General features: G+C 52.2%; 24 protein-coding genes and 1 other RNA gene. 13 read left to right on the top strand and 12 right to left on the bottom strand.

Annotation, left to right across the window (positions count from 1 at the left end; genetic code table 11):
- Positions 1-134: 134 nt before the first annotated feature.
- The 3 genes from glnA (at position 135) to B2067_RS05145 (ending at position 5,014) form a co-directional block, all read left to right on the top strand.
- Positions 135-1,541, top strand: coding sequence for a glutamate--ammonia ligase (gene glnA, locus B2067_RS05155; protein WP_297531472.1), 1,407 nt, complete (start codon positions 135-137; stop codon positions 1,539-1,541).
- Between the two features lie 177 nt (positions 1,542-1,718).
- A complete protein-coding gene (locus B2067_RS05150) occupies positions 1,719-3,917 on the top strand; it encodes an OsmC domain/YcaO domain-containing protein (protein WP_297531474.1) in 2,199 nt (732 codons plus the stop codon).
- A gap of 104 nt (positions 3,918-4,021) precedes the next feature.
- The gene (locus tag B2067_RS05145; protein WP_301181150.1) at positions 4,022-5,014 is read left to right on the top strand and encodes an alpha/beta hydrolase; all 993 of its coding nucleotides are present in this window, start codon (positions 4,022-4,024) and stop codon (positions 5,012-5,014) included.
- A gap of 148 nt (positions 5,015-5,162) precedes the next feature.
- On the opposite strand, the gene B2067_RS05140 is transcribed toward B2067_RS05145, so the two are convergent.
- Entirely contained in the window at positions 5,163-5,618 is a 456-nt protein-coding gene (locus tag B2067_RS05140) for an EVE domain-containing protein (protein ID WP_301181151.1), read from the bottom strand.
- A gap of 171 nt (positions 5,619-5,789) precedes the next feature.
- On the opposite strand from B2067_RS05140, the gene B2067_RS05135 reads away from it, so the two are divergent.
- Positions 5,790-5,915, top strand: coding sequence for a hypothetical protein (locus tag B2067_RS05135; RefSeq protein ID WP_273089454.1), 126 nt, complete (start codon positions 5,790-5,792; stop codon positions 5,913-5,915).
- Between the two features lie 30 nt (positions 5,916-5,945).
- Here B2067_RS05135 and B2067_RS05130 read toward each other — a convergent pair whose 3' ends face one another.
- The 4 genes from B2067_RS05130 to B2067_RS05115 form a co-directional block, all read right to left on the bottom strand.
- Entirely contained in the window at positions 5,946-6,530 is a 585-nt protein-coding gene (locus B2067_RS05130; protein ID WP_301387674.1) for a 5-formyltetrahydrofolate cyclo-ligase, read from the bottom strand.
- Between the two features lie 21 nt (positions 6,531-6,551).
- A non-coding RNA gene (gene ssrS, locus B2067_RS05125) (6S RNA) lies at positions 6,552-6,732 on the bottom strand.
- Positions 6,733-6,831: 99 nt separating this feature from the next.
- Positions 6,832-7,146 (bottom strand): cell division protein ZapA, encoded by a 315-nt coding sequence (locus B2067_RS05120; RefSeq protein WP_301387673.1) that lies wholly within the window; start codon positions 7,144-7,146, stop codon positions 6,832-6,834.
- Positions 7,139-7,351, bottom strand: coding sequence for a TIGR02449 family protein (locus B2067_RS05115; protein WP_068436765.1), 213 nt, complete (start codon positions 7,349-7,351; stop codon positions 7,139-7,141). Before B2067_RS05115 ends, B2067_RS05120 begins: the two co-directional genes overlap by 8 nt.
- 168 nt (positions 7,352-7,519) lie before the next feature.
- On the opposite strand from B2067_RS05115, the gene B2067_RS05110 reads away from it, so the two are divergent.
- From B2067_RS05110 to B2067_RS05095, 4 genes are all read left to right on the top strand, one after another.
- The gene (locus B2067_RS05110) at positions 7,520-8,083 is read left to right on the top strand and encodes a UPF0149 family protein (protein WP_301387672.1); all 564 of its coding nucleotides are present in this window, start codon (positions 7,520-7,522) and stop codon (positions 8,081-8,083) included.
- 69 nt (positions 8,084-8,152) lie between these two features.
- Positions 8,153-9,469, top strand: coding sequence for a Xaa-Pro aminopeptidase (gene pepP / locus B2067_RS05105; RefSeq protein WP_301387671.1), 1,317 nt, complete (start codon positions 8,153-8,155; stop codon positions 9,467-9,469).
- A 4-nt stretch (positions 9,470-9,473) separates the two neighbouring features.
- Positions 9,474-10,703: a 2-octaprenyl-6-methoxyphenyl hydroxylase gene (gene ubiH, locus B2067_RS05100; RefSeq protein ID WP_301387669.1), complete on the top strand. Its 1,230-nt coding sequence runs from the start codon at positions 9,474-9,476 to the stop codon at positions 10,701-10,703.
- Positions 10,704-10,708: 5 nt separating this feature from the next.
- Positions 10,709-11,908 (top strand): UbiH/UbiF/VisC/COQ6 family ubiquinone biosynthesis hydroxylase, encoded by a 1,200-nt coding sequence (locus tag B2067_RS05095; RefSeq protein ID WP_301387668.1) that lies wholly within the window; start codon positions 10,709-10,711, stop codon positions 11,906-11,908.
- A gap of 15 nt (positions 11,909-11,923) precedes the next feature.
- On the opposite strand, the gene B2067_RS05090 is transcribed toward B2067_RS05095, so the two are convergent.
- Positions 11,924-12,796 carry an HDOD domain-containing protein gene (locus B2067_RS05090; protein ID WP_068440946.1) on the bottom strand — a complete coding sequence of 291 codons (873 nt, stop codon included), beginning with the start codon at positions 12,794-12,796 and terminating at the stop codon, positions 11,924-11,926.
- A gap of 203 nt (positions 12,797-12,999) precedes the next feature.
- Positions 13,000-14,619 (bottom strand): methyl-accepting chemotaxis protein, encoded by a 1,620-nt coding sequence (locus B2067_RS05085; RefSeq protein ID WP_301376960.1) that lies wholly within the window; start codon positions 14,617-14,619, stop codon positions 13,000-13,002.
- 401 nt (positions 14,620-15,020) lie between these two features.
- Between B2067_RS05085 and B2067_RS05080 the strand changes: the two genes are divergently transcribed.
- The 3 genes from B2067_RS05080 to B2067_RS05070 all read left to right on the top strand — a co-directional run bounded on the left by B2067_RS05080 (position 15,021) and on the right by B2067_RS05070 (position 17,976).
- Positions 15,021-16,139 carry a hypothetical protein gene (locus tag B2067_RS05080; RefSeq protein WP_076514253.1) on the top strand — a complete coding sequence of 373 codons (1,119 nt, stop codon included), beginning with the start codon at positions 15,021-15,023 and terminating at the stop codon, positions 16,137-16,139.
- 11 nt (positions 16,140-16,150) lie between these two features.
- On the top strand, positions 16,151-16,579 hold the full coding sequence (locus B2067_RS05075) for a phosphate ABC transporter substrate-binding protein (RefSeq protein ID WP_068440954.1): 429 nt from the start codon (positions 16,151-16,153) through the stop codon (positions 16,577-16,579).
- 200 nt (positions 16,580-16,779) lie between these two features.
- A complete protein-coding gene (locus B2067_RS05070; protein ID WP_301387667.1) occupies positions 16,780-17,976 on the top strand; it encodes a class I SAM-dependent rRNA methyltransferase in 1,197 nt (398 codons plus the stop codon).
- A 5-nt stretch (positions 17,977-17,981) separates the two neighbouring features.
- Here B2067_RS05070 and B2067_RS05065 read toward each other — a convergent pair whose 3' ends face one another.
- Positions 17,982-19,163 (bottom strand): imelysin family protein, encoded by a 1,182-nt coding sequence (locus tag B2067_RS05065; protein WP_301387666.1) that lies wholly within the window; start codon positions 19,161-19,163, stop codon positions 17,982-17,984.
- 24 nt (positions 19,164-19,187) lie between these two features.
- Positions 19,188-19,847 carry an HAD family hydrolase gene (locus B2067_RS05060; protein WP_297531493.1) on the bottom strand — a complete coding sequence of 220 codons (660 nt, stop codon included), beginning with the start codon at positions 19,845-19,847 and terminating at the stop codon, positions 19,188-19,190.
- Between the two features lie 159 nt (positions 19,848-20,006).
- Between B2067_RS05060 and rppH the strand changes: the two genes are divergently transcribed.
- A complete protein-coding gene (rppH, locus tag B2067_RS05055) occupies positions 20,007-20,498 on the top strand; it encodes an RNA pyrophosphohydrolase (RefSeq protein ID WP_068440986.1) in 492 nt (163 codons plus the stop codon).
- 63 nt (positions 20,499-20,561) lie between these two features.
- Positions 20,562-22,847: a phosphoenolpyruvate--protein phosphotransferase gene (gene ptsP, locus B2067_RS05050; RefSeq protein ID WP_301387665.1), complete on the top strand. Its 2,286-nt coding sequence runs from the start codon at positions 20,562-20,564 to the stop codon at positions 22,845-22,847.
- 15 nt (positions 22,848-22,862) lie between these two features.
- On the opposite strand, the gene B2067_RS05045 is transcribed toward ptsP, so the two are convergent.
- The 3 genes from B2067_RS05045 to B2067_RS05035 form a co-directional block, all read right to left on the bottom strand.
- Complete coding sequence (locus B2067_RS05045; protein ID WP_301376951.1) at positions 22,863-23,423, bottom strand: YcbK family protein; 561 nt, start codon at positions 23,421-23,423, stop codon at positions 22,863-22,865.
- A gap of 150 nt (positions 23,424-23,573) precedes the next feature.
- Positions 23,574-25,232, bottom strand: a complete 1,659-nt coding sequence (locus B2067_RS05040) for a L,D-transpeptidase family protein (protein ID WP_297531498.1) — start codon at positions 25,230-25,232, stop codon at positions 23,574-23,576.
- A 195-nt stretch (positions 25,233-25,427) separates the two neighbouring features.
- The coding region (locus B2067_RS05035; protein WP_301387664.1) for an NRDE family protein at positions 25,428-26,113 on the bottom strand (686 nt) is incomplete at its 5' end.

Below are 26,113 nucleotides of genomic sequence, written 5' to 3'. Positions count from 1 at the left end.
TGCGACATTCCGGTCTAGCCCGTAAGTAGTGGGTTTGCAGTGATGTCCAAAATGGCACACTACTTGCTCTAACAGTGAGCATGGAATCCGGGGCGAGCCCCGAACTTAATAGAACCAGCATCTGGAGAAAGACAATGTCAGAGAACACTCTGAACCTGATCAAAGAGAATGAAGTGACGTGGGTAGACCTGCGCTTCACTGACACCAAGGGTAAAGAACAGCACGTTACTATTCCGGCTTCTTATGTTGACGAAGAATTCTTCGAAACTGGCCAGATGTTCGATGGTTCTTCTATTTCTGGTTGGAAGGGCATCAACGAATCTGACATGATCCTGATGCCAGATGACGAAACTGCGTACATGGATCCGTTCACTGAAGACGCTACTCTGATCCTGCGTTGTGACATCATCGAGCCTTCAACTATGCAAGGTTACGAGCGTGACCCACGTTCTGTTGCTAAGCGCGCTGAAGCTTACCTGCAGTCTACTGGTCTTGGTGACACTGCATTCTTCGGTCCAGAGCCAGAATTCTTCATCTTTGATGACGTAACCTGGGGCTCTGACATGCAGGGCAACTTCTACAAAATCAACTCTGACGAAGGCGCATGGGCAACTGCTTCTAAAGTAGAAGGCGGCAACCTGGGCCACCGTCCACGTGTTAAAGGCGGTTACTTCCCAGTACCACCAGTTGATAGCCTGCACGACATCCGTGCTGCTATGTGTAACACACTGATCGCAATCGGTCAGGACGTAGAAGTACACCACCACGAAGTGGCAAACGCTGGTCAGAACGAAATCGGCGTTAAGTTCAACACTCTGGTTAAGAAAGCTGACGAAGTTCAGATGCTGAAGTACGTTGTACACAACGTTGCAGCTGCTTACGGCAAAACTGCTACCTTCATGCCTAAGCCAGTTGTTGGCGATAACGGTTCTGGTATGCACGTACACCAGTCTTTCTGGAAAGACGGCGAAAACATGTTCGCTGGTGACGGCTATGCTGGCCTGTCTGAAACTGCCCTGTTCTACATCGGCGGTATCATCAAGCACGCTAAAGCACTGAACGCGTTTACCAACCCGTCTACTAACTCTTACAAGCGTCTGATCCCAGGCTTTGAAGCTCCAGTAATGCTGGCATACTCTGCCCGTAACCGCTCTGCTTCTATCCGTATCCCATACGTTGCAAGCCCTAAAGGTAAGCGTATTGAAGCTCGCTTCCCAGATCCAACGGCTAACCCATACCTGGCGTTCGCAGCTATGCTGATGGCTGGCCTGGACGGTGTTAAGAACAAGATCCACCCTGGCGATGCAGCTGACAAAGACCTGTACGACCTGCCAGCTGAAGAAGCTGCTCAGATTCCACAGGTTTGTGGCTCACTGCGTGAAGCTCTGGAAAGCCTCGAAGCTGATAAAGACTTCCTGACTGCTGGTGGCGTGTTCACCGAAGACATGATCGAAGCTTACATCGAGCTGAAGATGGAAGAAGTTCACCGTGTAGAACACACTACTCACCCAGTAGAGTTCGACATGTACTACTCTGTGTAATCTTCGGATTATCTGAGTTGAAAGAGGGTCGCTTCGGCGGCCCTTTTTTGTGCCTGTAGAAAATACGATTTCGCGGGTGTTTGTAGGAGGGGATCTTATCCCCGAGAAGAGACTAAGGCGACATCGCTTCCCAAAACTGGATAATGGCGCACAGATACTCTTTTCCGGTGCGCCACCATGCAGATCAAGGTCAACTTCCTCGACAACCTCCGACTCGAAGCCAAGTTCGATGACTTCAGCGTAATCGCTGATCAGCCGATCCGTTATAAAGGCGATGGCTCAGCGCCCGGACCATTTGATTACTTTCTGGCATCGTCGGCGCTCTGTGCGGCCTACTTTGTAAAGGTGTACTGCAACGCCCGCGATATCCCCACTGAGAATATCCGCCTTTCCCAGAACAATATCGTTGACCCAGAAAACCGCTATAACCAGATCTTCAAAATCGACGTTGAGCTGCCAGAAGATATTTCTGACAAGGACCGAACCGGCATTATCCGTTCGATCGATCGTTGCACGGTAAAGAAGGTGGTTCAGACGGGGCCTGAGTTCCAGATCGACGTGGTTGAGAACCTCGATGATGATGCGCAGGCGCTGCTTGATGTCCCTGAACTGGCGGGTGAAGGTACCCACATTACCGGTAAGGACCTTCCGCTGGAGCAGACTATTGCGAAGATGACGGGCCTGCTGGCGGATCTTGGTATGCGAATTGAGGTCACATCATGGCGCAATATCGTGCCGAATGTGTGGTCGCTGAATATCCGTGATGCGGATTCTCAGATGTGCTTTACCAATGGTAAAGGTGCGACCAAAGATGCAGCGCTGGCATCCGCATTGGGCGAGTTTATGGAGCGTCTTAACTGCAATTTCTTTTACAACGATCAGTACTTCGGTGAGGAGATTGCTAATGCAGAGTTCGTGCATTATCCGAACGAAAAATGGTTCCAGCCCGGCCCGGCAGATGAGTTGCCCGAAGGTATTCTTGATGAATACTGTCTCGAAATTTATAACCCGGATGGTGAGCTTTGTGGCTCTCACTTAATCGATACGAACTCGGGCAACATCGAACGGGGAGTGTGTTCTTTGCCCTATGTTCGTCAGTCTGATGGTGAGACGGTGTATTTCCCATCTAACCTGATTGAGAACCTGTTTCTCAGTAATGGTATGAGCGCAGGCAATACCATCGAAGAGGCGCAGGTTCAGTGCTTGTCTGAAATATTTGAGCGCGCTGTAAAACGCGAAATCCTGGAGGGCGAACTGGCCCTGCCTGATGTGCCTGAAGAGGTTCTGAGTCGTTATCCGAATATCGTAGAAGGTGTTAAGGGCCTCGAAGAGCAGGGCTTTCCTATTCTGGTGAAAGACGCTTCGCTGGGTGGTCAGTTTCCGGTGATGTGTGTGACCCTGATGAACCCGAGAACCGGCGGTGTCTTCGCCTCGTTTGGTGCTCACCCGGATTTTGAAGTGGCACTGGAGCGTTGTGTGACTGAGCTGATGCAGGGCCGCAGCTTTGAAGGCATGAACGATGTACCTAAGCCGACATTCGAGTCTCTGGCAGTAACCGAACCAAATAACTTCGTCGAACATTTTATTGATTCGACGGGTGTCGTTTCCTGGCGCTTTTTCAGCAATAAGGCTGACTTTGATTTTGTAGATTGGGATTTCACCGCGGGCGGCACTCTCTCAACTAAAGAAGAGTCGAGCGCACTGTTTGATCTGCTTAAAGATCTTGGAAAAGAGGCGTATATGGCAACCTATACCGAACTGGGCGTGCCCGCTGTTCGTATTCTGGTGCCCGACTTTTCTGAGGTCTATCCAGTTGAAGATTTAATCTGGGATAACACCAATAAATCATTATTTTTCAGAGACGATATTCTGAATATCCATTCGCGCTCTGACGACGAACTTGATGCCTTACTCGAACGTCTCGAAGAAAGTGAGCTGGATAATTACACCGATATTATTACCCTGATTGGCGTTGAGTTTGATGAAAATACGGTGTGGGGCCAACTGACGATTCTGGAGTTAAAGCTTCTGCTGTGTCTTGCACTTGGACGTTTAGAAGAAGCGAAAGAGTTTACGGAAACATTCCTCCAATATAACGACAATACCGTCGAGCGAGGCCTTTTCTATCAGGCAATGGATGTCGCCCTTGAGGTGACACTCGCTGACGATATGGACATCAGTGAATACGAACACAACTTCCGTCGCATGTTTGGCAATGCGCGCATGGATGCAGTGTTGGGCTCTATCGCAGGTACTGTTCGCTTCTATGGCCTGACGCCAACCAATAATCGCCTCGATGGTCTGGATAAGCACCTGCGCTTAGTCGAAAGCTACAGGAAACTGCACGCCGCACGTGGTGCGGTACATACGGGCTGAGAACACGCGACCTGCGGGGTATGAAAACATCGTTTTAAACCCCGCAATCCCCCTCTATACTTGATCTCAAAGTTAAACTACTCAACAGGATCATCAGGCCACTTATGAGCTGGAGCCGTGAATCAGTTGTCGCTGAGCTGAAAGAATTTGACTGGTTACTGCCTGATGCCGATCCCGGCCCGGAGCTGAGTGCCTACAGCGCACATTACCACCTAAATTTTGAAGATTCGGCCGAGGCCCTTTCTCATCAGGCGGGTTACCTCAATATCGCGGAATTTCAGATTGTTGTTCAACGCTGGATGTGCCCGAATGCACGTGGCACGGCGGTAATCATTCATGGTTACTATGACCATCTTGGGCTGTACGGTTCGCTGATTGATTACTGTCTGCGTCAGCAGTTAAACGTGATTGCCTTTGATTTGCCGGGGCACGGACTGTCGAGCGGTGAGCAGGCGACGATTCGGGATTTTCAGGAATACGATGCGGTATTCAGTGGGTTGATGGATCAGGTCACTGAGAACATGGATGAAGGGCCAGCTTCTAATCTGGTGGCATTTGGCCAGAGCACCGGCGGAGCCATCCTGATTAATTATCTGCTTAAACGCGGTTTCACAGTCAACGACTGTCCGTTCAAGGATGTGATTCTGCTTGCACCTCTGGTGCGTCCTGTCGGCTGGCGCAAGGGTATTATCTTTCACCCTGTAGTAAGTCTGTTTATGAAACAGATGAAGCGTAAGCATGGCGATTCATCGTCTGATGAAGAGTTTCTCGATTTCGTCCGCTCACAAGATCCGCTCCAGTCGCTCTATCTGAGTGTGCAGTGGGTAGGTGCATTGATCCGTTGGATGCGCTTTATCGAGGCTCAGCCTGCAACCGATGTGAATTTGTTTGTTGTGCAAGGGGATAACGACGGCACCGTCGACTGGCGCCACAATATGAAGGTGCTGGAAGCTAAGTTTACTGCTCGCGAGTTGTTTATTCTTGAAGACGGCCGCCATCACTTGGTGAACGAGTCACGGGATAAGCGGGCGGATATGTATCAGCGGATAACTGAGCGCTTAAAACAGACCCTGAATACACCGGTTTCTGCGGCTTAGTATCGAGGGGGCGCTGACGCAGTTACAGCAACCTGGCTGAGAGTATTTTCTGCCTCGCCGTAAATACATCCCTGTAGGCTCGGGTGCAGCATCCATGCTGCACACGGCCAGAAAATACTCTCAGCCAGGTTGTTGTAAGCCCGAACGGTTACTCCAACCCCAGAATATATTCCCACTCACTTTCTGATACGGGCTGCACGGATAGCCGTCCGCGATTCAGTAACACCATTTCACTCAGTGCTTCATGCTGGCGCAGCTCTTTCAACGTGATGACCCGCTTCAGGGCACGATCAGCCACGACATTAATTGTTATCCAGCGTGGATTGTCCGGTGACGACTTCGGATCATAATACTTTGATGCTGGATCGAGGGAACTCGGGTCAACGATACCCGTCTCAGTGATCGCGCAGATTCCGACGATTCCGGGCTCTTTGCAGCTGGAATGGTAAAAAAATGCTTTATCACCCACGTTTATGTCGTCTCTGAGGATGTTACGGGCTTGATAATTACGCACACCATCCCATACTGTGCCCTTGTTTAGGGCGTTCTCCAGGTCGTTGTAGGAGAATGCGTCCGGCTCGGATTTGAGTAACCAGAATTTCATAATAGCGCCTTATCTTGGCTCGCTGATTGCTTAGGGCTAAATGCGCCTTTGGTTGCTATAGACGATGAACGTCTAATTTCGGCCGCAATGATAAAAAATAATGGGGAGCACGGGTCATAACCGATGACTCCTCAAGTAAGAATAACAGCTTAAAATTGGGAACACTGAGTAATGAGAAAGCCAGATGTACTTATATTTCTCTCACTCCTCGCCATTATTGGTTCTGCCGTCACCAGTATCGCCGCTGAAGAGCGCCGCGATCCAACGGTGCTAGCCTCAGAAGCGAGTATCCGCTGAATAACGGCGGCTGGTATCTGTGGGTATCGGTTAATTCGAAAGGGACGTTATCCCTTTCTCTGTTGCTATAAACTGCAGTGGGATGTCCCATGACTCGGCAGGCAGCATTCTGATCTCCTGAAAAGCGTACGCACAACCAATCAGGGCGGGTTTCTGGCCTGGTCGGCGGCTGAATGCCAGCGTGCGGTCGTAAAAGCCGCCGCCCATCCCCAGACGATTGCCGCGCTCATCAAATGCAACCAGCGGCAGACCAATCATGCTGAGAAAGCGCGCTGGTACATGAGTACCCCGGCGGAAGTCTGGTTCTGATATGCCAAACCGGTTACGACGCATGGGCGTCTCAGGTTGGTACCGTATAAATGTCAGATAGCCTTTGCGCAGAGGGTGCAGTACTGGCAGGTAAACTTCTTTTCCCCGTTTCCACAAATCTTCGATGGCCCAGTGCGGATCAATTTCACCATCATTGCTCAGGTAAAGAGCCACCCGGTTAGCGCTCAGGTACTGAGTACTGTGGTGTAGGCTTCGTGTCAGGCCACGGCCAGCTTTATGACGTTGCGCAGGTGTCAGGGCACGGCGCTTTTTGCGGATCAGTTTACGGAGTTCTTGCTTGTTCACGGAGAGGCTTCCAGAAAAGAAAAGCTCCCTGGTGCGCCCTTATGTCGGATAAAGCCCTTGAACCCTATGGTTCAAGGTGGGGGGTTCGGTCATCGAATCAGGCTTTCCGGTCATGCCGGACATGCTCACAACAACGAGAGAAACCCTCCTGGGTAATAAGCATCGGCTCGAGGTCTTTACCGACCAGGCACTCCAGGGAGCATTTGAAGTATAGCAAAGAGCAGGGGGCGGATGTCACGGAAAACCAGGTGAGAATTTGTGAAGTGCTGCAGAAAAACACTATTTTTCTGCAGCGAAAGGCTTACAGCTCGAGTTGCGAGTCTTCTTCGAGAAGGGCGTCGACACGCTTGTTCAGGCGCTCAATGTCGCTGTTAACCTGCAACTGGCCGTTCTCTGCTTCGCGCAGCTGGTGGGTGATGTTCAAGGCGGCAATGACAGCGATGCGGTCAGCGCCTAATACCTTGCCGGCTTTCGAACTGGCTTCACGGATTTCGTGCATCTTGTCGTTCAGATAATTCGCAGCTTCGCGCAGTTCGCTCTCAGCACCTTCTGGGCAGTTGATGCGATATTCGCGCTCCATGATAGTCAGGGATACGGTATTTGGGGTCTTAGCCACTGTTACGCTCCAGAGTCTGCAGGCGGGTGATCATTTCAGAGACTTTGCGGCGCGCGATTTCATTCTGTTGAATCAGCTTCGCACGCTCTGCCTGCCAGGCGGCTTCGGCATTGCGCATGCCCTTATTCTGCTCGCGCAGATCTTCATGAATATCGAGCAGTTTCTCGATCTTCTGTAGTAGTGCTTGAATCTCGGCCTCTTGCATCGCGGTCCGTCACCTTATTTATTGTCGGGCACAGGGCTGCCAGATAGTGGGTACTATAAGAGGCAGTCGGGCAAATGGTCAACGTGCGGCCCCGGTTTTGGGACGCATCTTCTTACTCAGGTCGCCCCAAGTGGTACAATCTGACCATAAACTGTTTCTGAGGTTCTTATGGCACTGAATTATCCCGAACTCGCCGACCAGTGGGAAGACGATAAATGCTTTCAATCGCCGTCGGCATTGCATGGCTGGTTAACGGGTTTTCTCTCTACAGGTGCTCGCCTTACGACTGACAACTGGCTTCAGGAAGCTGCCGATTACCTTGAGATTGAAGAGGTTTCGGAAGGGCTGCGCCCCATACTTGTTGGGTTCTACGCAGACGTTGTCGACACCCTTGGCGCTGAAGATATGGCGTATCAGGTTCTGCTGCCCGACGATGAAGAAGCGGACGTCGATGAGCAGGTTGAATGCCTGGCACAGTGGAGCAAGGGTTTCCTTGATGGCCTGGGGGCTTCTGGCAAAATTACCGGGCGCCCTGATAAAGATGTGATGGAAGTACTGCAGGACCTGGACGCCTTCTCACAGGCGCAGGTTGACGACGTTAACGACCCTGAAAACGTACAGCTGCTGAATGAACTGGCAGAACACGCCCGTGTTGCAGCTTTGACAGTGTTTTATGCGTACAACCAACCCCAGCAGCCGCCTGCAGGTGCCACCCAGAAAACACTGCACTGATTTGCGAGACAGAAAATCAATCTGGATATTCACGATAGCAACGCACACAAGATGCTGAGAGAGATCACTATGATCAAGCTGGATTCTGCCGAGTATGCAAAACGTCGTAAGGCGTTAATGGAGAAAATGAGCCCGAACAGCATCGCGATTCTGGCTTCTGCGCCCGTCACCGTGCGCAACCGTGATGTTGAACATCCTTTCCGCCAGGACAGCGATTTCTATTATCTGAGTGGCTTTGATGAAGAGCATTCGGTGCTGGTGCTTATTCCAGGGCGTGAACATGGCGAATACGTGCTGTTCTGTCAGGAAAAAATCAAAGAGCAGGAAATCTGGACCGGACGTCGTGTTGGCCCGGAAGCGGCGCCTGAGGTTCTAGGCTGTGACGATGCATTCCCGGTGACGGATATTGACGACATTCTGCCGGGCTTGATCGAAGGCTGTGATCGTATTTATGCGAACCTGGGTACGAGCCCGGATTTTGACCGCCAGCTGATGCAATGGGTGAATCACATAAGGGCTCAGGTGCGCAGCGGTGCAACACCTCCTCACGAATTCAGTGCGCTGGATCACCTGCTTCATGAGCAGCGTGTGATTAAATCGGATGCTGAGGTGGCGGTGATGCGTCATGCGGCCGAGATCAGTGCCGAGGCCCACACCCGTGCTATGCAGACTGTGCGCCCGGGAATGCGTGAGTATCAACTGGAAGCTGAGATTATGCAGATCTTCATGGCGGCGGGCAGTCGCTGGCCTGCCTATCCGTCTATTGTCGGCTCGGGCGACAACGGCTGCATACTCCACTATACGCGCAACGATGACGTCATTAATGATGGCGAGTTGGTACTTATCGATGCTGGCTGTGAGCTGGATTACTACGCTTCTGATATTACCCGTACGTTCCCATCTAACGGGCGTTTCAGTGAGCCGCAGCGGGCACTTTATCAACTGACGCTCGATGCGCAGTACGCAGCGATTGAGGCGACCAAGCCAGGCAATCACTGGAATCAGCCTCATGAGGCTGCCGTCAGAGTACTGACAACTGGTCTCGTTGAGCTCGGTCTCTTGAGTGGTGAGGTCGACGAGCTGATTGAGTCGCTCGCGTATCGCCAGTTCTACATGCACAAAACCGGGCACTGGCTGGGTATGGATGTGCACGATGTCGGTGAATACCGGGTAGAGGGTGAGTGGCGCACGCTCGCTCCGGGCATGGTACTGACTATTGAACCGGGTATTTATGTTGCACCGGATGATGAGTCGGTGGATGAGAAGTGGCGTGGTATCGGCATCCGTATCGAAGATGATGTCGTAGTAACTCAAGATGGTTGCGATGTCCTGACCAAAGACGTCGTGAAAGAGATCGCAGATATTGAAGCTCTGATGAGTGCGTAAAGCTATGAGTACAGATAACAGCAAGGTAGACATCACCATTCTTGGTGCCGGTATGGCCGGCGCCAGTCTGGTTCATTTGTTGGCACCTGCACGTGCGGCTGGACTTAGCATTGCCCTGATTGATCGTCAGCCCTTGAGCTGGGATAAAGACGACAGAGACCGACCTCCATCGTTCGATGGCAGAGCAACTGCACTCTCTTGGGGAACGAGACAGATACTTGAAGAGCTGGACATCTGGAACAGCATTGCCCCCTACGCCTGCAGTATTGATCACATTCAGGTCAGCGATGAAGGTCGCTTCGGTCAGGCTCAGCTGCATGCTAATGAACAGAACACCGAAGCGCTCGGGTATATCATTGAGAATCATCGCCTTGGTCAAGGCTTACTGGCGGGCCTGAACGACTCAGACAAGCTGCATGTGATGGCGCCAAACTGTGCAGAAACTGTGTGTATGACCGCAGAGGGCGCTGAACTGAAGTTGGATGATGGTCATACGCTGACTACAAAACTGTTGATTATGGCCGATGGCGGCCGCTCGCCACTGCCGCGCCAGCTGGGCATTGAGCAAAGTCGCAAAGACTACGGTGCGCAGGCACTGGTGACTCAGGTTAAATGTGATAAGCCTCATGACCATTGGGCGTATGAACGCTTCAGTAGTGATGGACCGATCGCTTTTTTACCATTGAATAAAGATGAATACGCCGTTGTTTGGACTCTTAGCGATGATGAGGTCGATGACGTTCTGGCGTTGGCGGATGACGCACTGATCGAACGGTTGCAGGCCCGTATCGGATACCGGGTCGGTAAGATATCCGCCATGGGCGAGCGACTGACTTATCCGCTGGCGTTGGTTAAGTCATCCGAGCAGGTCAGGCGCTCTTTGGTTTTACTGGGTAATGCCGCGCACAGCCTTCATCCTGTAGCAGGTCAGGGGTTTAACCTCACACTGAGAGATGCTGCGGCCCTTGCTGAACATCTCAACCGGGCGGCGATGCAGGGGCAGGATGTGGGCAGTCTGGAGGTATTGGAAGCCTACCTTCAGCAGCAGTCGGCTGATCAGCGCAATACCATTACAGCCAGTGATCTTCTGCCGCAAATATTCGGCAGCAAAGTACCGGCAGTTGCATTTCTGCGCGATGCGGGTCTGTTGACCATGGCAGCTGCTCCGGTCGCTCGACGTCTGTTTGCTCGTCATGCTATGGGGCTGGGTCATACAGCCGCGAAACTGGGATAAATATTATGCAGTTTGATGTTGCCATTGTAGGTGCGGGGCTGGTTGGGCAGGCCATTGCCGCGGCCCTGAGTCAGGGCACGGATGATATACACGTTGCTCTGATTGACCCATCTGGGCCTGTGCCCGCGGGCGAGTGCGATGGTGTGAATGATTATGATCTACGGGTCAGTGCACTTACGGCCCAGTCTCAGGCGTTCCTGACAGACATCGGTGCCTGGGAACTTATTCCGCACCAGGTGCTGAGTGGTTATACCCGGATGCACGTCTGGGACGCAGAGGGGACGGGCTCGGTCACCTTTAATGCGACCGACCTGCACGTTCCGGCGCTGGGGCATATCGTTGAAAATCGACAGACGCTGACGGCATTGAATCAGGTGACAGAGTCGGCTCGTTCAATCGAGCGTCTTCAAACCGCGGTACAGAGTTTCGATAACCCAGATGCAGACGGCTGGGTACCAGTGACTCTGGCGGACGGAAATACACTCAAAACCCGTCTTCTCGTGGGTGCTGATGGTGCGCTATCTAACGTGCGTCAGATGGCCGGGATGACGACCCGTGAGTGGGATTATGGCCATCATGCGATCGTAGCGACTGTACGTACTGAGCAGAGCGTCGCACAGACCGCCTGGCAGCGCTTCCGTCCGGAAGGGCCTCTAGCATTCCTTCCTCTGCATTCCGATGATCATCTTGCCTCAATCGTCTGGTCGACTTTGCCAGATGAAGCAGACAAGGTGCTGGCGATGTCTGACGAAGACTTCTGCGCTGCACTTACCGACGCCTTTGAAGGCAAGCTGGGGAGAGTCACTGAAGTATCACGCCGACAGCGATTCCCGTTACGCCAGCGCCATGCGTCACAGTACTACGAAGCCGGGGTTGTTGTCGCAGGAGATGCTGCCCATACGATTCACCCGCTGGCTGGTCAGGGCGTGAATCTCGGTTTTAAAGACGCTCAGGTTCTATCTGAAGAAATAGTGCGGGCAATGGATAAGGGGCTGTCCCCTGGATCTGATGCGGTACTGGCGCGCTATCAGCGTCGTCGTCAGGCCGATAATCTGGCGACAATGGCGGCAATGGAGGGCTTTAAGCGTTTGTTTGCGTCAGACCAGCCTCTGGTGCGCTTAATACGTAACGAGGGAATGCGCCTGTTCGATAAAATGATGCCGGTAAAGCAGCATGTCGTTATGAAAGCGATGGGCTTGCAGTAAGCTTTTCGTGGCGCTTCAGTAGTTCTGGGCGCCCACGCCGCTTTCATCATATGAGAGCGTCAGCTGTTCTACGTCGTACTCGCCGAGACCGAGGTGAGCCAGAATCTCACTTCCTGATGCTTGCCATTCAAGGTCTTCGTCCTGCTGGCCGAGAATTCGGTAATTTCCGCAGATATGTTCCGCGAGCTTGAGAATGCCCAGTAGTGTTTTACGCTCATCGTCGCTCGTATTTTCCGGGCGGAAGTAGTGAGTGGCATTGTGGTGTTCTGCAATGACGTCGCAAATGGGTTTCGGTACCCGCCAGGATTTCGCCGTGTAATAGCCAATCACAGCATGGTTGGTATTGAGTATGGCATTTTCAGTATCCACTACGCGCCTGTCAGGGTGCGCATAAGATTCCTCCATAACATCAAAATAGTTATCGAACCGCATCATCATCAGTGGAATGCCACAATTGTGAAATAAGCCGAGCATGTAGGCCCAGTCTGTTGGCTCAAAGTTGATGGTGCGAGCGATATCCACGGAGATATTGGCAATGTCGGTGGCGGTATCCCAGAATCGATTGAGCTGAACTATGTTGGCGTCACTGAGCTCGCTACGGATGGCCAGACCATTGATGACATTGATTACGCTATCGATGCCGATCAGGTTGACTGCATGTTCGACTGACGTGCTGGGTGAGCTGAGGTTATAAGCCGCTGAATTAACGACCTTGAGGATGGCTCCCGTCAGGCCGACATCCTGGCTGATCAGTTTTGCGATACTGCGTGGGTCAGGATCGGGACACATCTGCTCCATTTGCAGATCAACCAACACCTGCGGCTGCGGTGGCACGCGGATGCCCTGCATGATGTCGCTTATCTGCTGATCTGTAAGAGGTTGCGCCATGGCTGCCTGCCGAAATCGGGACCGAAGAGTAGTGAACTAAGTTTAGTCAGAACTCAGCAGAGGTGTTTGTTATTTTGTAATCAATGTGCACCTGTGCGTATCTGCTGCACAAGGTGTCCGGGCGCTGCTGGTGCTCCCCGCCGGGGTGTCAGCAGCATTTACTCCATGCCCGGCAGGTTGTCGCGCTAAGTGGAACAGTAACCTCAGATCCGGAACTTAGAGGTTGAGTCCTGCAAATGCCCGGCCGCACCTTGCAGGTTGTCTGCAAGGCGTGCGAGTTCAGCAAATGATTGTTGGATCTCGCTGACCGTGTCGTTCATTGCACTGATGCTTGAGTGCGTATCCCTCACAACCGCCGTTTGCTCTTCAGTCGCCGCAGCAATGGTCAGCCCCATCGAACTCACACTTTCTACGCGGCTCTTGATCTGCGAAATATGTTTGCCCGTCTGCTCTGCATTTTGCTCATTCTGTTCAGACTGGGTTTTCGCTAATGTCATCGACTGTACTGTCTCGTTGGCGGCGGACTCCAGGCGGTCCAGGACATCGCGGATCTCGGTCGTCGCAGACGCGGTTCTGGAAGCGAGGGCACGGACTTCGTCAGCCACCACCGCAAAGCCCCGACCTTGTTCGCCTGCACGTGCAGCTTCGATTGCAGCATTCAGAGCCAGCAGGTTTGTTTGTTCAGCAATGGCTGAGATTACATCAAGAATGGTCGACACATCGCCGGTGTCGCGTACCAGTCGCTCCACTCTCTCGGAGGCTTCAAGGATCTGCGAGTTCAGCTCTCGAGAGTTGTTGATGGTCGATTCAACAATCTTCAGACTCTCGGCAGATTCATCGCGAGTCTCCTGCATGACACCGCTGGCTTCACTGGCTGACTGGCTGACCTCATCGATTGATTTGGCCATTTCATTCATCGCGTAGGTCGCTTCTGAGGCTTTATGGCTCATATTCTCAGTCACCGAGCGAACGTGATTTGTACTACCGCTCATGGCGTTCGCGGCGTCCCCCACCTCTGGAGCCACCTCTTTTACCTTGCGGATAATCTCATTGAGGCGATCCATGAAAGCATTGAAGTTGCGGGTCATGACGCCCAGCTCGTCTTCCGTCTGAACCTTCAGGCGTGTATTCAGGTCACCGCTCCCATCGGCCAGATCGGCCAGAGAGTTCTTCATTGAATTAACCGTGTTACTGAACAGGCGGCCAATATAGAAAATCAGCATGCTGAGCAAAATCAGAAAAGCGACATTGGTCACTGTCACCATGTTCAGGGTGCGAGAGCTGCTCGACAGGGCTCCGTCGATCGCCGAGGAGAATTGCGTATCAACGTTCGCTTTGTGCTGCTTCAACAGCGCATTGGTCTCGCTGAGGAGGTCAGATTTCTTAGCGCCCAGGCTCTGCAGCTGCGAGAAATCCGGGTTGTCGCTGAGCAGGTTATTCAGCAGTTTGCTGGATACGCTGAGATACTCTGCAGCACTGACTTTAATCTGGCTGAGTATGTCTTTATCGGCTGCGTCGATGGTGAGTAAGCGGTCGATATTGCTGAGAAGATTCCCAACCGTTTCCTCGCCTAATGTTTGCATCTCAGGATCACCGGCGGTGACCGACTGTGTGAACATTTCATCGGCACGCTGCAACAGAAAGCTGTTCTGGGTTGCCAGCTGCACGGATTCGTAAATCCGTTCTTCGAGGTTAACAATATACTCTTTGGTATCGTTAACGCCCTTGATGCCAATCGTAAAATTGATTGCGCTGGAAACCGCGTAAACCCCAAGTATGAGCATGATTTTGTGGAACACGCTAAGACGGCTGAACCAAGTCATGACTATTACCCTTATGTAAATCTGTCTATAAACAATAGACAAGGATATATTAGTCGGCCAGTGATTAGATAAAAAAATCGTGAAGTTGCTCCAACCACTATTAGGCCTCTAGTCCTACCTTGAATCGGCGAAATTTTCATTAGCGACTATTTCGATCATTGATCGTCGTCAGTTATCTCTTATCAATGCTGGAGGGGTCGGGATCGGTGGCAATTACTAGCTTTCGCGACGTTGTAAAGATAGTTAATACTCAATTAAAAATTTCCTTGGCATGTTAATGCGAGAGCGCCTCAGGAGGGGATGTGGCATATCTGACAGGTCAGTAAAAGTAAAATACTGCAAACAACTATGATTTTATGATCTATGGTTCTTATGAGTATAATTAATATGGAACTAACTCTATGCTTAAAATCAAACTTCCTTTAGTATCGCTGGCCTTGATGAGTGCAAGTCCGGGACTATTCGCCGAAGAACTGGTAGTCAATGGCTTCATGAGTGTTGGAGCAGGCGTACTGTCCAATTCTGAGGTATCTGTTAAGGGGTATGACGATGATATATCCTTTTCGGCAGACACTGTTGTAGGCGTTCAGCTATCGAAACAAGTGAACGATTCAACATCTGCTACGACCCAGTTGGTTTCCAGGGGGGGCGAAGATTATGATACCGAGGCGGCTTGGGCCTATGTGGCGTACTCACCTGATGATGTGACGACCCTTCGAATCGGTCGTTTACGTACCCCCTTCTTCTATTATTCAGATTTTCTCGAGGTTGGCTACGCTTATAACTGGATAAGGCCGCCAGAAGAGGTATACAGTCTTGACACGTTCTCATCTTTTAATGGGATAGATGCTTCGCGGCAATTTCTGATTGGAACCGCTGAATTGTTTACACAAGTCTATGTGGGGCGTCTACTTGAGGATTTTTCAGTAAATGGTACGGCCTATGAATTTTCTTTGCAAAATCTCGCAGGTGTCGTATTTGGACTGACGCTTGGTGATTTCGGGTATCGTGCTTCAGTACACACTGGCGACGGTTACACAGATTTGGAGCTTGGAGGAACCAGGGACCTTGATCAAGTATATGGGCTAGCAACCGCAAGTGGAGTTGGTGAGAAATTTGCTTTGGATGGCAAAACAAGTCATTTTTATGAATTGGCTGCAACTTGGGATAATGGTGATGTCAGCGCAATAGCTGAAGTAACTGCTTTAGAGCATGAAACCGCAATGCTTCTTGACGAAATGTCCTCTCTCTTTAGTGTAGCGAAGCGCTTTGACTCAACAACGGTACATTTGAGTTACGCATCGGTGCGAAGTTTGAAGGAATCAGATGCTACAGTAAGAAACATACAGTCTATGTTCGAGCGACATGATAGCAGCTGGATTCTCGGTGCTCGTTATGACTACGACTCCAGCGCTGCATTTAAATTCGAAGTTCAGAAAATCGAAGAAAAGATTCAAGCCGGTTCTACTTCGGGTGAAGACGGCATGCTTTATTCTGTCGCACTAGATTTGGTATTTTAAGGAGAGATTATATGAATTTGACTAAAATCTTATTTAGCTTAGTAGGCTCTACGTTACTACTGATAGCTCTTCCTGCTAGCGCTGGCACGGTTGTAGTAGTAAGTAGTGGCAATGGAATTACCGAGTTGGACGCAAGTGTCATCTCTCGCATATATTTGGGCAAGTCCTCAAGTTTTCCGAATGGAAGTTCCGCGGTGCCTATTGATCAAACCGAGGGGTCAGCACCGCGAAACGAATTTGCAGAGAAGGTCTTAGGGAAGAGTGAAAGTCAGCTCAAGGCCTATTGGTCCAAGCTTATTTTTACAGGTAAGGGAACTCCACCTAAGGCAGTCGGTGATAGCTCTGAGGTCAAGAAGTTGATAGCTGATAATCCGAATATGATTGGTTATATCGACGAGAGTGCGGTTGATGAGGCAGTGAATGTGGTATTTCGTTTTTAGTATGCTGAATTATGGCTCGTAAGTATGGACATGATTGAGGGGTACTGCGCTTTATTTACTAAATGTTGTCCGGTTCCTTTAACTTAACACTACTCTCTAATGCCCTGGTGAATCTTATGATGCGCCGGGGCTTTTCGCGTATACTTCCGCGCTTTGCTCGCCATTGTTTTTAACTCTCTATTTTTACCGGAGCCTGTTTCATGCTTACTTCTCTGCGCCTGAAGCCAAAGACGGAACGTCGTCTGAAGTCTGGCCACCTGTGGGTCTACAGTAATGAAGTCGACACGGCGCAGACCCCGCTGAAAAACATCACCGCTGGGGAGCAGGTAGTGATTGAGGCCGCGAGTGGAAAGCCACTTGGCGTTGCGGTGATGAATCCCGATCAATTAATTTGCGGTCGTCTTATCAGTCGCAGCCCGTCTCAGTTACTGGATGCTTCGCTGATTGTTCACCGACTTCAGGTGGCTATGAGCAGTCGCGAGCTCTGGTATCCACATCAGTGCTATCGCTGGGTATATGGTGACAGTGATGGCCTGCCGGGTCTGGTAATTGATCGTTTTGGCGATGTCGCCGTGATTCAGATCTCTAGCGTTGCGATGGAGATGCTGCGCGATGACATCATCGACGCTGTGCATAAAGTGGCGTCGCCTGCCACGATTGTGCTGAAAAACGACGGTAAGTTACGTGCGGTCGAAGGTCTGGACGAGTACGTTGATATTGTTCATGGTCAACTGGAAGACGATTGCGCTCCGCTGATTGAAAACGAGACCCGCTTTATGGCGCCAGTCATTCATGGTCAGAAAACCGGTTGGTTTTATGATCACCGTGAAAATCGCGCGCAACTTAATCGCCTGGTTAAAGGTAAGCGTGTGCTTGACGTATTCAGTTATGTCGGAGGTTGGGGCGTGCAGGCTGCCAACCATGGCGCCAGCGAAGTGCATTGTGTCGATGCTTCCGCACAGGCGCTGGATTGGGTTGAAGAGAATGCCGCACTTAATGGCGTTGAAGATAAGCTGCATTGCTGGGAAGGGGATGCCTTCGCTGCTCTGAAGCAATTGCGCGATAACGGAGAGCGGTTCGATATCGTTGTTGTCGATCCACCTGCATTTATTCCACGTCGTAAAGATGTAAAAGCCGGGGAGCAGGCTTACAAGCGTATTAATCAGATCGCGATGAGGTTGTTAAATAGAGATGGCATGATCGTCGCGGGTTCATGCTCTATGCATCTGGCGGATGATCGCTTGCCCGATATTCTGCGGGTTCTTGGGCGTGAGTTGGATCGTGAAGTGCTGATTCAGCACGTGGGCTCTCAAGGGGCAGATCATCCGGTACTGCCAGCTATTCCAGAGACCCGATATCTGAAAGCGGTATTTGCTCGCGTATTACCAACGCGCTGAGAGCGTCAGCCACTCGCGGGAATCTGCAACCCGAGCTGATCGTTGATCTGTTTCAGTGTGATCAGTAAGTCCAGCATCTGCTGACGGCACGCAGATTGACCCTCGAGGTAAGACACTGCCGTTTGCCAACCTGCAATGCAGGCTGTATCGGCGCTGGTCAGAGTAATAACTTCGGCCAGTAGCGTCAGATCTTTTTCCTGCTTGCGCGCTGTCAGTAAAGGTTGAAGCCCACTCGCCCCGTCTTCTGAGATTAATACCTGACGAATACCGCGCATAATGGCTTCTACGTCGACAGGTGTACCACCACTGAAAGGACTGCTGCCGGTGTCAGTCAGGTAATTCTGAAGCAGGTCCTGTTCGATGATGCGGTTGACTGTCAGCAGGCTGGCTTGCAGTGTTTCTGTCGGGGTCGCTGCAGACAGCAGTTGAGCGTAATACCCCTGAGCCTCCGGTGATGGCGCCCAGCGCATTTGTAGCCGCTGAAGGTCAGCAATCAGTATATCGGTGAGTGTCGCCAGATAATCTCCGCGACGCTGCTGATGAGCCACTGGGCTGCTATCGTCCTCTTCAGGTTTTGCAGCAGTAGTGCTGTCGAAATCAGACGCAGGTCGCTGGCCATGTTCTCCCCAGAGAATGAACTCAATCGCGTGGTATCCCACACTGACGTACGTCGCATCGGAAAACTGGTGCTGCGCCAGCAACGAATCTCTGTCGATGACCAGAGTCGTGTCATTAACGATCCCGGTAAAGGGATAGCCCTCAAGGTAATCAATGTAACCCGGTTCAATAGGCCAGCTGTTGATCTGTTGAGCCAGGTGTCTTCGTGTCAGCTTCGCCGCAAACCATTCGCTGGGCTCGCGTACAGGAATATCTGAGGCCGCGAGCGATGAAAGATAAGCAGAGTAACTGGCGCGCCAGTGGCCCCTGGCCTCTTCGAGACGTTCAGGTGTTGCGTTCTTACGCAGCGCTGCTGCGCTGGACTGCAATGCCTGTGCGGCTTCTACCGATTTTGAGAGTTGAGCATAGGCGATATTAACCAGGCGTTCGGGATAGGCTTCATCAACAGCGAGGCTCTCTGGTTCTGGCAGGCTTGAAACTTCTCTGCTCATAGGCTTGCTGTGCTCGCTGTCAGAGCAAGCAGAAAGGAGCATCAGTGATCCAAGCAGAACGGAGGCAATGCGCTTCATTGATTCAGCCTTCTTATGGTGATCTCAGTCTATTCGCAGGCTGATCACTGGCCAGCCGTTGGCTTCCGCTTCCGCCTGAAGTGTTGGATCAGGGTCGACAGCCACCGGGTGATCGACCAGGCGCAGAAGTGGCAGGTCGTTGTGTGAGTCACTGTAGAAGTAGCTGCCTTGCATATCGTGCTGGTGCTCTTCCATCCAACTTTTCAGGCGGGTTACTTTGCCATCCTGAAAGCTAGGTATACCGACGGTTTTGCCGGTATAGCGTCCATCAATGACCTCCGGATGCGGGGCAATAATGTGTGCAATGCCCAGGCGCTCAGCGATCGGGTAGGTCACAAAGCCGTTAGTGGCTGTGATGATCAGCAGGGTATCTCCGCGCTCTTCGTGGTGGCGGATCAGGTCTCTGGCTTTCTGGCTGACCAGTGGCTCGATACGGTCGTTGAGGAATATATCCCGTTCTGCGTGCATGTGATCGGCGTCATATTCAGTCAGAGGACGCATCGCAAACTCGAGATACTCATGAATATCCAGACTGCCCGCTTTGTACTGTTCGTAAAAATGATCATTGCGACGCTGGTGGACTTCGGGGTCAACCAGACCGCGGTCAACGAGAAACTGGCCCCAGGCGTGGTCGCTGTCGCCTGAAAGAAGCGTATGGTCGAGATCGAAAATTGCTAATGCCACGGTAACCGGCCCTGTATTGGCAGATGAATCAGAAACAGATCGCTATTCTAGCGGGAACAAGCCATACTTTCCTTATTATGTTTTACGCACCGACGTGCACCCTTGATCTTTGCGATAAAATCGGCAAGGTTGAGTGAATAGATAGAGTTGGATGGCATTGTGATAGACGAGCATGGGTATCGTCCGAACGTCGGCATCATCATCTGCAATGCAATGGGGCAGGTGCTGTGGGCCCGTCGGATTGGTCAGAATGCCTGGCAATTCCCACAGGGGGGAATAAAGCGCGGAGAGTCGCCGGAGAAAGCACTGTATCGTGAGCTTCAGGAAGAAGTGGGTCTTTTACCCGAGCACGTACAGATCATCGGTTCGACCCGCGGTTGGCTGCGCTACCGCCTGCCAAAGCGGATGGTCAGACGCGACAAGCGCCCTGTGTGTGTTGGGCAGAAGCAAAAATGGTACTTGCTGAAGTTGTTGGCAGAGGAATCAGAGATTAACCTCTCAGCGACGGGCAACCCCGAATTTGATGGGTGGAACTGGGTGAGTTATTGGTTCCCTCTTGGTGAAGTCGTTGCCTTTAAGCGCGATGTCTACCGTCGCGCACTGGCGGAACTGGCACCGCGTATTGCAAGGTTGCAACGTAAGTCCGGCTGAGTCCGGAGATAATAACAACGAACGAGATAAACTGAGCCTAATAGCGAGGCCAGAACAGAAAACATGCTCGATATACTGAGACGTATCGTACAGGAGGTCAGCTCAGTCACCGAACTGAGTGAGGCCCTCAAGGTAGTGGTTGCCCGTATCCGCGAGGCGATGCAGACCGAGGTATGCTCAGTATATCTGTATGAGCCTGATGAAAAGCGCTACGTTCTGATGGCGACCGAAGGTCTGCGTCAGGACGCTGTGGGTAAGGTCAGCCTTGCTGGCTCGCAGGGCCTTGTTGGCCTCGTAGGTACCCGCGAAGAACCCCTGAATATCGATAATGCTCCTGAGCATCCCCGTTTTCAGTACCTGTCTGAGACCGGGGAAGATCCTTTTATGTCCTTCCTTGGCGTACCGATTATCCACCACAAACGCCTGTTGGGCGTGATGGTGGTACAGCAGCGCGACAGCCGTCAGTTTGATGCTGGTGAAGAGGCGTTTCTGGTCACTATGTCGGCGCAGCTGGCGGGCGTGATTGCTCATGCCGAAGCGACCGGCAATATCCTTCATATTCCACAGACAGCCACCGAACCGAAAAAGAGTACCCGCTTCACCGGTGCTCCGGGTGCGCCCGGCGTCGGTCTTGGTACGGGTGTGGTTATTTCACCCGCGGCAGACCTATCGGGAGTGGTTGATCGTGAACCCGAGTCGGTCGAGATCGAACTGGAGCGCTTTGATCTTGCGCTGGAAGCCGCGCGAGAAGAGATACGCTCGTTAGGTGGCAAGCTTAAAGGCGAACTGCGCCCCGAAGAAATGGCTCTGTTCGACGTGTATCTGAACATGTTGGACGACAACGCTCTGGGTGCTGAGGTCAAAGTTGCGATCAACAAGGGCAACTGGGCTCAGGGGGCACTGCGTCAGGTAGTCATGGAGTACGTCGGTCACTTCCAGATGATGGAAGATGCTTACCTGCGCGAACGAGCTACCGATATTCTCGACCTTGGTACACGTATTCTTGCGCATTTACAGGGCAACGAAGCGACCTCGCGCCCGGACGATTACCCTCATGATACTATTCTGGTCAGCGAAGAACTGACGCCCGCCATGTTGGGTGAAGTGCCGACTGAAAAGTTGCGCGCTATGGTGTCGGTGAAAGGCTCTTCCAACTCTCACGTGGCGATTCTGGCGCGTGCTATGGGTATCCCGACTGTGATGGGTGCCGTAGACTTGCCGCATGCTCAACTTGATGGCAAAGACCTGATCGTTGATGGCTACCGTGGCCTTCTGTTCTCGAATCCAAATGATGAATTGCGTGAGCAGTACTATGCCATCTACGAAGAAGAGCAGGCGCTTGCCGAAGATCTTGAGGGCCTGCTGCATCAACCGGCCGAAACTCTCGATGGACATCGCATTCCCCTTTGGGTGAATACTGGCCTGATTACAGATGCGTTGCGCAGTCGTGATCGGGGTGCCGAAGGGGTGGGCCTGTACCGTACCGAAGTGCCGTTCATGATGAAGGATCGCTTCCCGTCGGAGAGTGAGCAGCAGGAGATTTACCGGGAGCAGCTCGAGACGTTCAGTCCAGACCCGGTGACTATGCGTACGCTGGATATTGGTGGGGATAAGGCGCTCACGTACTTCCCTATCAATGAGGCAAACCCGTTTCTCGGCTGGCGCGGTATTCGCGTTACCCTCGATCATCCTGAAATTTTCCTGGTGCAGGTACGCGCCATGATGAAGGCCAGTGAAGGCCTCAATAATCTTCGTATCATGCTGCCGATGATCAGCAACGTTGCTGAAGTGGATACGGCATTGCACCTCATTTACCGTGCGCATGTAGAAACACTCGAAGAAGGTTTTAAGGTCGAGATGCCTGAAGTTGGCGTTATGGTGGAAGTTCCTGCGGCTGTTTATCAGATCAAGGATCTGGCTCAGCGCGTCGACTTCCTGTCGGTCGGCAGTAATGACCTGACGCAGTATCTGCTTGCCGTTGACCGCAACAACCCTCGTGTTGCTGATCTCTATCAGGCGTTTCATCCTGGGGTTCTGCAGGCACTGAAACGCATTGTTGATGATGCAAAATCGGAAGGTAAGCCGGTCAGTGTCTGTGGTGAGCTGGCGGGTAACCCCATGGGTGCCGTCCTGCTTATGGCAATGGGTTATGACTGCCTGTCGATGAACGCGACGAACTTGCCGAAAGTGAAGTCGGTCCTGCGTGGCATCAGCCGTGAATGGGCAGAGAAACTACTCGAAGAAGTCATCACCATGGAGAGTGGTGAAGTCATCGCATCAACCTTGCAGCTGATGCTGGAGAAGGCTGGTTTCGGACGTATTATCGGCCCGAATGTCGGCCTGAATTAAAACCTTCTCAGGGGATTAACCCTGCCAGCGGCGAACCCGTCCGGTGTCAAGGTGAACGAACCCGCTGTCTGGATAGTAACCAACGCCACCGCTTCTTAATTCCAGCGCCGCACGATGCAGTTCTTTATGAGATACGCCAGGGATGCGCAGGTCGATTGCGCGACCCTGCATATGCAGACTTTTCTTCGCGACGCCTGAAGAACCGTTACGCAAAGCGGCATTGGTTTTCGGCGAGCGGTAACCCGAAATGATGTACATCGGCTTGTTGGGTGAGAGGCGGGTCTGTAGTTCGTACAGATCCTGATACAGATTTCTGTCCATTGCCATTACATCGTTGGCGCGAAAATCACGTACCAGCATATCGATCATTTCAATTTCACTGTCGATAAACTGCCCTTGAGACCAGAAGGTACTTTTGACCGTTTCACCCGTGTGAATGTTGTACAGACTCAAAGTACGATCAGGGCCCGAATCAATAATCGATTCTGAGGCGGCGTAAGCATTAGTACTGAGGCCTGTCATACCTGCAGCAGAAACAGCGGCAAACTGTTGCAGAAAACGGCGACGGTCCAGCATGTTCTGACTCCTGTTACATTGGGATTACAGTGAGAAGTCAGTATGCCAAAAGTCCAACGGAAAAAATCAGACGTAGTTCATCAGTAAGTTCGTCACGACAGGTGTGTCATGTCCGTATTTCGTAAATACGCGCCAGCGTGTAAGTAGTTGTTACAGGCTGGCGTGGGTGGCGGTACCGCCAATGAGGTCGCGCTGATAGACATCATCGCGTATCTGAAGGCTGCCATTGTCATCGACCCAGGTAGTCCAGTACATCAGATGTACGGGTACAGGATCTTTGATGCGGATACGGCTGGTACGGTTGTGATCAATCGCTTCGTCGATACGTCCGCGATGCCAGCCATCCTGTGACTGAAGCAGTTTTTCAGCCAACAGTCGGGGCTTCTCTACCCGGACACAGCCTGAGCTGAGAGCACGTTGATCTTTCGCGAACAGCTCCGGGCTAGAAGTATCGTGCAGATAGATGCTCTGATCATTCGGGAACAGAAACTTCACCGTGCCCAGTGCGTTCAGTTTTCCCGGACGCTGTACAAAGGTATAAGGAAGATTGCGAGCGCTATAATTCTTCCAGTTAATCTCATCCGCTGACACATGCACGGCTGAGCCGTTTCGCCACTGTAATACGTCAAAGCCTTTTTGCTTCAGGTAGTCAGGGTTACGCTTAAGCTTGGGAAGCAGGTAGGAACTGGCGATGCGTGGAGGCACCGTCCAGGTCGGGGCGATTTCAATAATGCGCATCAGGTCTGTCATGACGGGCGTACGCCGGTCGAGTCGGCCAATGATCACCTTCATCTCCAGCTCGGGAGATCCGCCATTCATCAGGCGCATCGAGTAATCCGCCATATTGACCATGATGTGACGATGGCCAAGGTCGTTTGGTAACTGGCGCCAACGCTTCATGTTCAGAGCGATGCGCTGAGCTGTCTGGTAGGGCGGAATGTTCAGGCGATCAATGGTTTCTTTATTGAGCTTGCCCGTGCTTTCTAACTTGTGTCGCTGCTGGAAGCTACTAATGGCGGCCCGCATTGGTCCATCGAACAGATACTCTGGCTTGCTCAGATCGGGATTTTTCTCCCGCGCTGGGGCGCGTAAAGTCTTTTCGCTCTTATCCCCGAGGAACCAGGCCAGAGTGCCTTTGGGCAGATCGCCATACTGGTCGAGCAGCCAACGCAGATACGGGACCTCGACATGGCGGTCGCCAGCATTCAGGGTCAGCTCGTGAGAAATAGGGCGCCATCCGCCGCTTCGGTCGATATCACGATAGCGTTTCAGCTCGGCGCGAAGGCGTCGGTAGCCGTCGTGCTGGGGGGCCATGCCAGCCAGTAGTTCATCCAGTTTATTCTGGCGTACGGACTCATGCAGCAGGGTGATGATCTGTTCTTCTGTGATCCGGTCCTCGCCAGACAGAACGACCTTACGCATGGTTGGATGGTCATTCTCGTCAGCGTTGGGGATCAGTTCGTTATTGAGAGCCTGCTCTGCGTATGTCACGAAGGCATCGGTGAGCAGTACCTCCATGGCGGTGGCCTGCTCCGGCAGATTAGTAAGCTTGCGCATCTCGCGTTCAAGCGTATCCAATGAATAACCGTAATTGCGCCAGTCATCGACGGAAGTTTCTCGCAGAAGCTCGATGAGTTCATGTGCTTCCGGGCGCAGTTGGTAACTGTCCAGCCAGATAGGTTGGTAGTTACGTTTCAGGTAAAAGGGTTCCATGTTGCGGATGTGCCGGAGCCTGACTTCACCGGCGACCTTGCGGGCACCCTCAATCAGCCAATGCTCCATGTGTTCCTGCGCAACACTGGGTGGCATAAAAGGTCGTGTATGGAGGCTCGCTGCCAGCGCCGCAAACAGCAGCAACGCGCATACCCCGCCAACAATCAGAGGCACGCGGTGTGTGTGGCTGTTCGGTGTTCTGCGATTTATACACGTCATAGCTTTAGTATGGACGTGCTTTTCGAACTCGCTCTCACTCTTGCGTATTCGTTTGTAACAAACGGGGACAGACTACCTGTCTTTAATGGCTAATCTGTAGCTTCTCTCGCCGACGTTTTCGCCTTGCTCATTCCAGGTGATTTCCTGTAATTGGACATCGTTTCCTGAAGCGAGAATGCCGGTACTGCAACGGGTACCGTATCCTGGTGCGATGATAAACTGAGCCGAAAGAAGCCGCTCCCAGAGGATGGGGACGCCAGTCGCAGGCAGAACTTCGTCGGGCCAGGGATCACGACGGTTCAGCAGCGTTGCGAATCCGCTGTCAGCCTGAGCGAGTTGCTCTTTTGCTAACTCGGCCTTTGGCCACGGGCTATCAAGTTGGGCGTTACTCAGGCTGTAGCGACCGGCTTGTAGTCGCCTCAGCTGGCGGTCAGGATGGTTGCTCAGATACCAGAGTTCTGTGGCTGTACCGGCGAGCAGATTGAACGGCGCATAGTCGTCGCAGTTAATTCTCTGCAGCCAGTCTTCTACTGGCAGGTCTGATTCAACAAAGTCTGTGACCAGCTCACCGCGTGATCTGGGATTCTGAGGGCCTGCTCCCGGGGCGCGAACATTGGTCAGTGCGGCCCAGCGACCAGTGTCTCTGAATCCAAGCCAGGTACCGCCCTGCTCCAGATCTTTGCCAGCGTACAGCCCGGGAATATTTTCCCATGGGTGCATCGGCGCCGCAGGGCGTTGATAAAATTCATCGCGGTTTG

The organism is Thalassolituus sp. UBA2590 (assembly GCF_002339775.1).
In the GTDB taxonomy this organism is placed as follows: domain Bacteria; phylum Pseudomonadota; class Gammaproteobacteria; order Pseudomonadales; family Oceanobacteraceae; genus Thalassolituus.
This window is presented reverse-complemented; position numbering and strand designations above follow the sequence as displayed.

What these genes read in the sequence shown, in the direction of transcription:
- glnA (WP_297531472.1), top strand. Translation starts at nt 135, where the DNA reads ATGTCAGAGAACACTCTGAACCTGATCAAAGAGAATGAAGTGACGTGG.
- B2067_RS05150 (WP_297531474.1), top strand. Translation starts at nt 1,719, where the DNA reads ATGCAGATCAAGGTCAACTTCCTCGACAACCTCCGACTCGAAGCCAAG.
- B2067_RS05145 (WP_301181150.1), top strand. Translation starts at nt 4,022, where the DNA reads ATGAGCTGGAGCCGTGAATCAGTTGTCGCTGAGCTGAAAGAATTTGAC.
- B2067_RS05140 (WP_301181151.1), bottom strand. Translation starts at nt 5,618, where the DNA reads ATGAAATTCTGGTTACTCAAATCCGAGCCGGACGCATTCTCCTACAAC.
- B2067_RS05135 (WP_273089454.1), top strand. Translation starts at nt 5,790, where the DNA reads ATGAGAAAGCCAGATGTACTTATATTTCTCTCACTCCTCGCCATTATT.
- B2067_RS05115 (WP_068436765.1), bottom strand. Translation starts at nt 7,351, where the DNA reads ATGCAAGAGGCCGAGATTCAAGCACTACTACAGAAGATCGAGAAACTG.
- B2067_RS05110 (WP_301387672.1), top strand. Translation starts at nt 7,520, where the DNA reads ATGGCACTGAATTATCCCGAACTCGCCGACCAGTGGGAAGACGATAAA.
- pepP (WP_301387671.1), top strand. Translation starts at nt 8,153, where the DNA reads ATGATCAAGCTGGATTCTGCCGAGTATGCAAAACGTCGTAAGGCGTTA.
- ubiH (WP_301387669.1), top strand. Translation starts at nt 9,474, where the DNA reads ATGAGTACAGATAACAGCAAGGTAGACATCACCATTCTTGGTGCCGGT.
- B2067_RS05095 (WP_301387668.1), top strand. Translation starts at nt 10,709, where the DNA reads ATGCAGTTTGATGTTGCCATTGTAGGTGCGGGGCTGGTTGGGCAGGCC.
- B2067_RS05090 (WP_068440946.1), bottom strand. Translation starts at nt 12,796, where the DNA reads ATGGCGCAACCTCTTACAGATCAGCAGATAAGCGACATCATGCAGGGC.
- B2067_RS05085 (WP_301376960.1), bottom strand. Translation starts at nt 14,619, where the DNA reads ATGACTTGGTTCAGCCGTCTTAGCGTGTTCCACAAAATCATGCTCATA.
- B2067_RS05080 (WP_076514253.1), top strand. Translation starts at nt 15,021, where the DNA reads ATGCTTAAAATCAAACTTCCTTTAGTATCGCTGGCCTTGATGAGTGCA.
- B2067_RS05075 (WP_068440954.1), top strand. Translation starts at nt 16,151, where the DNA reads ATGAATTTGACTAAAATCTTATTTAGCTTAGTAGGCTCTACGTTACTA.
- B2067_RS05070 (WP_301387667.1), top strand. Translation starts at nt 16,780, where the DNA reads ATGCTTACTTCTCTGCGCCTGAAGCCAAAGACGGAACGTCGTCTGAAG.
- B2067_RS05065 (WP_301387666.1), bottom strand. Translation starts at nt 19,163, where the DNA reads ATGAAGCGCATTGCCTCCGTTCTGCTTGGATCACTGATGCTCCTTTCT.
- ptsP (WP_301387665.1), top strand. Translation starts at nt 20,562, where the DNA reads ATGCTCGATATACTGAGACGTATCGTACAGGAGGTCAGCTCAGTCACC.
- B2067_RS05045 (WP_301376951.1), bottom strand. Translation starts at nt 23,423, where the DNA reads ATGCTGGACCGTCGCCGTTTTCTGCAACAGTTTGCCGCTGTTTCTGCT.
- B2067_RS05040 (WP_297531498.1), bottom strand. Translation starts at nt 25,232, where the DNA reads ATGCCACCCAGTGTTGCGCAGGAACACATGGAGCATTGGCTGATTGAG.